5 protein-coding genes and 2 pseudogenes are annotated in these 5,783 nt (G+C 61.8%); 2 read left to right on the forward strand and 5 right to left on the reverse strand.

Annotated features, from left to right (window positions below; genetic code table 11):
• Positions 1-438: 438 nt before the first annotated feature.
• Together E3O22_RS00325 and E3O22_RS00330 are read left to right on the forward strand one after the other, a co-directional pair.
• Positions 439-894: a hypothetical protein gene (locus tag E3O22_RS00325; RefSeq protein ID WP_134374965.1), complete on the forward strand. Its 456-nt coding sequence runs from the start codon at positions 439-441 to the stop codon at positions 892-894.
• A 113-nt stretch (positions 895-1,007) separates the two neighbouring features.
• Positions 1,008-1,532, forward strand: coding sequence for a hypothetical protein (locus E3O22_RS00330; protein WP_134393770.1), 525 nt, complete (start codon positions 1,008-1,010; stop codon positions 1,530-1,532).
• 213 nt (positions 1,533-1,745) lie between these two features.
• On the opposite strand, the gene E3O22_RS00335 is transcribed toward E3O22_RS00330, so the two are convergent.
• The 5 genes and pseudogenes from E3O22_RS00335 to E3O22_RS16200 all read right to left on the reverse strand — a co-directional run.
• Complete coding sequence (locus E3O22_RS00335) at positions 1,746-2,348, reverse strand: recombinase family protein (protein WP_134393771.1); 603 nt, start codon at positions 2,346-2,348, stop codon at positions 1,746-1,748.
• Between the two features lie 373 nt (positions 2,349-2,721).
• A complete protein-coding gene (locus E3O22_RS00340; RefSeq protein ID WP_134393772.1) occupies positions 2,722-3,492 on the reverse strand; it encodes a hypothetical protein in 771 nt (256 codons plus the stop codon).
• Positions 3,396-4,013, reverse strand: a complete 618-nt coding sequence (locus tag E3O22_RS16650; protein ID WP_166784513.1) for a TniQ family protein — start codon at positions 4,011-4,013, stop codon at positions 3,396-3,398. Before E3O22_RS16650 ends, E3O22_RS00340 begins: the two co-directional genes overlap by 97 nt.
• Positions 4,010-4,546 (reverse strand): annotated as a pseudogene (locus E3O22_RS16655) (TniB family NTP-binding protein); the annotation flags it as partial. The pseudogene E3O22_RS16655 and the gene E3O22_RS16650, both read right to left, overlap by 4 nt.
• Positions 4,538-5,674, reverse strand: a pseudogene (locus E3O22_RS16200) (DDE-type integrase/transposase/recombinase); the annotation flags it as partial. The pseudogenes E3O22_RS16655 and E3O22_RS16200, both read right to left, overlap by 9 nt.
• Positions 5,675-5,783: the final 109 nt, after the last annotated feature.

Consider the following 5,783-nt stretch of genomic DNA (forward strand, 5'->3'; position numbering starts at 1 on the left):
ACGGCGATCAACGATGGGCTGGACATGGTGGGACTTCCTGATTCTCGCCCTACGTCAAACGGCGGACTTGCTCCGAGCTACTGGCCTCAACTCACCCTGACACGTAGGGTTGGCTGGCGGCTACAGCTCGTTAAGGGCACGTCCCAATACGGGATCACCGTCCGCTACACCACATCCCGGGGGTTTGACCCCTGGTTCGAGCCCTTCTTGGCGAGGAGTACATCGCGTGCCTGTCCACCGAAAAGCCTACATACGGTGCAGTTGACATTCGCTACGATCTAGACCAGGAAGCGGTTTGTGCCGCAGTTTTGTTCTCGGCTCAGTATCGCCCTGTGACAATGCGGCTCGCAAGAAGGCGAAGCGTCTGCGAAAACTCAAAAATCACGCATAACGATTCTTCGGCGCCGTTGAGACCATCAAAATGGGGGGAGCCAAATTATGAGAGTTGCACGGGGAGTAGCGAACTTAGCGATCGGCGGCGTGCTGGCAGCGGCTTTGGCAGTGGTTGGCGGGACCGCGGCGATGGCGGAGGAGCCGGCCGCGTCTGTGCCGAGCGCGACACAATCCATTGAAGTAGTGCCCGGCGAGGCTGTGACCATAACAGTTGAGTTGGTCCAGGACCAGTCCGCGACCAACGATAACCTCGATGCCGCGGTCACCGAGGTGACAACTGACGTCACTACGGCCGCTCTCAGGTGCGGTGAAAACGTCACCTACGGCGACGACAACTACTTCACGCTGACCTACTACAACTGCTCATCCGTTTCGATAAAACTCAAGCCGGACTACTTCTTTGTCGACGGCACGTGCAAGGTTGTAACACCGTACGGATCGACGAGTTGGATCATTTACGTGAACGTTGGCAACAGCTACATCAAGATGATCTCTTGTTGATAGCCCCCGGACACGCAGCGATGTTTAGAGGGAACGAAAAGCTCAGCGCGCAAGCTCACCGCACACGCGCACAACGCGTAATAGGCCCCCGACCCCGCTTGATCAGGCTTGCCATGGCCATCGCAGCGATGGGCCTGATCGGCGGTTCGGTGACAGGGTGCACATCGAACGGTAGTCAATCCACAGGCGGTAGGTCCTGCCTCTTTGGAACGTGGGACCTTGACTTTGTCGCGTCAGCGGAAGCGAACTCCACCGCGGATACGACGACCGGAAACCACACGATCATTTTTGATGACGACACTGTAATAGTCCAGGTCGATGTGTCCAGTTCGGTGAAGACTGTCGTGGAAGGTGTCGAAGCAACCGTTGACCAGAGCATCAAAGGATCCGCGGAGCAGCGATACAGCGTCCACGGCTCCGAACTGAATTACGGGGAGGTCGTCTGGACGAAGGGCTCCGGAACGACAACGGTCGCGAAAGGCGGCGAAACAACGACTGACGAGCAGGACTTCACTCCCACGCCGGACACCACCGTCGAAATGGGATGCGAGAGTGACAAGCTCATCTTGACCAATACTCCAGAGAGCGATGTGACCGCGGGTATAGCGACGGTAGAACAGATCTTCACCCGCCGTTGAGAATGCCCGGGACGGAGTCCCTCATCGGGCCGCCGTGCTCGCCGAGCAGACCGAAGGCCGCCGCGACCTCGGCGTCGCCATCCTCCTCAATCCCGACTGACCATCCCTCGGCGGGACACGGGTGGGACTTGCTTCCGGAACATCGTGCAGGAAGTCCGTTCGGACCACTAGACGCGCGTAATCGTCCCTTCAATGTTTCCCGGGCCCGGGGCGTTAGTCACGGCTTTCAGCGAGTGCGCGGTACACGCTGGCGCGGCTCATGGCCTGGTTCGTCACAATGTAGGCAATCGTCTTACCCGAGGCGCGCAACGTACGGACGGCCTCGATTTTCGTGGGGATCAGAACTGACTTGGCACGCCCCGTTGTGAGCCCCCTGGCTTCTCGTGCTACTCGGGCTTCGGCGGCGCGTTCGTTGATGTTCTCGCGTTCCCATTCCGCGATCGACGCCATGATGTTGCGCACCAGCTTGCCGGTGACGCCCTCGAACTGTTCCCCGGGCTTCAATGAGTGGACGGAGATGCCACGGTGTTCGAGCTCCTCGATCGTTTGGAGGATGTGCAGCACCGTACGGCCGAGACGATCGAGGGAAGAGACCGTGATGGTGTCGCCGCGCCGAGCTGTTTTCAGCAGGGCATCAAGTCCGGGACGGGTCTTGAACTTGCCACTGATCTTGTCTTCGTAGATCCGGTCATCGGGAATCCCAAAATCATGCAGCGCCTTGGTCTGCCGTTCGTATGACTGTTTCACACTCGACACTCGCCGGTAGCCGAAGGCGTAGTGTTCCGGGGCCGGCTCGATGCCGTTTTTCTTTATCATCGGTTCACCGTATCGCTTCTATGTCCGTGATGATTCTTTTGATACATGTATCAAACGCTATCTTTTCGTGTTCCAAGAAACACGATTCCTAACTGTGCGTAGCGTCTCAACTTCCATGGATTCGAGACACACACATTCCGCCTGTACAGCCCAATCAGGCCAGCGCGGCCATCATCCACAAGTCCGAGATACCTTCTCAGATGAGCAGCGCGAGGCGTAGTTCTTCCAGCGTCGCCCAGGCTTCTGGTTGACGACGCTGAGGTGTTGCTCCGCTCTATGTTGCCAGCTTCGCGGCGGGAGAATCCGTTTGCTCGGTTGGGCGGTCTTCGGCGCGATCGGCGCGGCTGCGCTGTTCGCGCAGTTCCTGCCGCAGCTAAGCGGCCTCGTCCCGAAGTTGGGTGATGTGGTGGTTTTCTGTGGTGCGGAGATCGCTGATGCGTTGGTCGCCGTGGGTTCGCTCACGTTCGACGCTTGCCCGTGCTGCGTCACGTTCAACGATTGCGGTGGCCAGATTCCTGCGCAGCAAGCTGGCTTCCTCCCGAATGGTGTCGTGGACATTGCGGGCGTGACTCTGTTCGTCCCGGACTTTCGCGACGTCGGACGTGGCGCGCTGGGCTCGGACTGCTTCATCGGCGGCGCGGGCGACCGCGCCCTGGGCACGTTTTTCCGCGTCGGCCCGTGCAGCAGAAGCCGACTCGGCGCGCGCGGTGGCGGCGTCGCATTCGTGCTCAGCCTCCTCCAGTCGCGTGCGTGCGGTCGCCAGCTGCTCGCGCAGCTGGGGCAGCTCTGACTGTGCCTGTGCGTTCTGAGCCTTCGCCGCGGACCGGACGGCGACTAACTCGGCCGTCACCTGGTCGAGAGCAAGTGCCCGGTCGCGCAGCTCAAGCTGAGTGAGGGCGAGGTCGGCGTGCAGCTGGTCTGCCAGCTCTGATGCTTCCGTTGCTGCGGCGTCAGCTTCCAGCCGCTCCATGTCGGCTTGACGTTGAGCTTGCTCGGCGCGGCGGGTTCGGGTGTTTGCGGCGGCGACTTGTGTGGCGGCCTCGGTCGTCACTGATTCGATCTGGGCCTCAGCAGCGTCCGGGTCAGCAACAATCCGAAGCTCCTCGATGAGGGCGGTGAGTTGCTGGCCCAAGTGCTCGAGCATTCCGGCGACCTGGTCGCTGAGCTCTCCGGCGCGTTGGCGCGCGGCGTCAACTGGGCGTTTCTCGTCCTCGATGTTCCGGCTCGGTTCGGCGGCCAGACGGCGCCGTGCGCGCCAGGCGGCGGCCCGGTTGTGCCCCACGTGATCGCAGTACTCGGGGGCCCACCAGAGCCAGAGTCCGCGCTCACGGCGGGGTGGACGCACTCCGGGAACCGGCACGTACGTTGCTCTGCCTGCTGCACCTCATCACTGTTATCGAGCCGCCAGGGGACCCAGCCGGCCACACTCATCTGCCGTAACCGGTCCGGGGTGACGCCGGTGCGCTCGGCGAGGACGTTGATCATGGCGGATGTTGCTGCCACGTCGATGTCCTCAGGGGGGCGCCATCCGAGCGTGAAGCCGAGGTCATCGCCGAGGTGGGTGAGGTCGGTGCTATAGCAGGCGGCGATACGGTGCAGCCAGGAGGACAGCGTTTCACCGTCGATCGGAGCCGGATGAGCGGGCCACTGACGCGGCCTGGTCACAGCAGTTCTCGTTCGAATACCCGCCGTCGTTCGGTCGGCCCAAGGTAGTCGGCCATGACCAGGGTGCGTTGGTTGATGCTTTCCTCACCGCTTTCTACAGCGGAGATCGCCGCAGCTGTCAGGAGGTGGGCGAGTTCCCCGATGGTTCCCTCGCATCGAGCCAGCAAATATTGGGCCATATCGTCGGTCGCGATGATCGACGGACGCTGCAGCGGCAACGCGGCCGCGAAGCTGGCTAGCAACGACACGGTGTCAGCACTGACAATCCACAAGGGAAGGACAACGGGTTCGAATCGGTTTTCCAACTGGTCGTCGGAGCGGATGGCAAGATACGCGTCTCGTGTTCCGACACCGATGATGGGGATGTGCAACTCGTTGCCGAGGAAACGCAGCAGATTGAGGAACTCCCGGCGGCTGCTGCCTGGCCCGGCCAGGACGTTATGCAACTCGTCAATGACGAGCATGCGCACCCCCGTTGAACGCAGCAAACTCAGCGACATCTGCTCCACCTCGGCCAACCGCCACCGGGGGCGTTTGGTGGTTTTCGACGCGGTGCTGGCGATATCCCTCATCTGCTCGATCATGCGGAACAGGACTGCCTCATCCACCTGCGCGATGCCACGCTCACGTAACCGGGCCAGGGCACGCTGGTGCTCCCAGAGGCTCACGACCGGGTTCGCCATCGTCCGGTACGGCACCTCTACATAGACGTGACCGTCGGGGTCCAACACCCAGATCCGGCTGAGGTCCCGCGGGTCCCGCTGGATCAAGAACGCATCCAACGTGTTGCGCCGGCTGATCCACGGTTTCAACGTGTTGGCGAAGTAGTGGACGTGGTCGATGACGAATCCCGTCCGCGTCAGGGTGCGCCGCACAACGGGGAGAAAGTCGATCAGGAACGCTGTCGGGTTCGAGACCACCGCCGGCATCCCGGTCGCGGCAACTCCTTCGGCCCACCGGCCAGTAGGTGTCTGCCCCAACGTGCCGTGAATACTGCCGTGATAGCTGGCCACGGCCAAGGCCAACCATTTCTCCAACTCGCCAAGCGTCAACATCGCCATCCGCTCCGAGTCATACCGGCCACGCGCGACCGGATTGGAGAACGTGGTCCCAGGAAGTTCGTGAACCTGCTGCATCGCGGTGCCAATCACCCGCTCCACGATTCCGCCGTAGTGCGGCCGGCCCGGAGGCCGATACGCCAACTCGATCCCGTGCTGCTCACACCCGCGACGCAGCGCCTCACTCTTGAATTCGCTGGCATTGTCGAGGTACAGCTGGCGTGGCTTCCCACTCATCGGCCACGATGCGTCAACACCCAAGCTCTCCAGCCACGGCCGCTTATCGGTGGCAGCATGGGCCAGGCACAAGCCCACCGACACGGCTGACGGTGCCTCCAGTGTGACAACCATCCCCACCAGGGACCGGCTGCACACATCGATCGCCACGGTCAGATACGGGCGCCCGATCGGTTGTCGTTCCCTCTCGTCGACGACGATCACGTCGATGACCGTGTGATCAGTCTGCACCTGCTCCAAAATGGTGCCGATAACCGGCACGTTGCCGCCGGCGGACTGCAACGACCGCACCGCATTCGGACCGCCCCGACGCCGGCCGACCTCCACCGGATTCAACGCCCGAATCCGACGCTCCACCGTGTTCCGCGGGTTACGTCCCTGTGAGTGGTGTGGTTTCCCGCTCTTGAGTGTTGCTTCGTCAACGTGAAGAGCCACCGTGGGATGGTCAGTGAGTACCGATCAAAGAACTCACAAA

This window comes from Cryobacterium sp. TMT2-18-2, from assembly GCF_004402245.1.
Classification (GTDB): domain Bacteria; phylum Actinomycetota; class Actinomycetes; order Actinomycetales; family Microbacteriaceae; genus Cryobacterium; species Cryobacterium sandaracinum.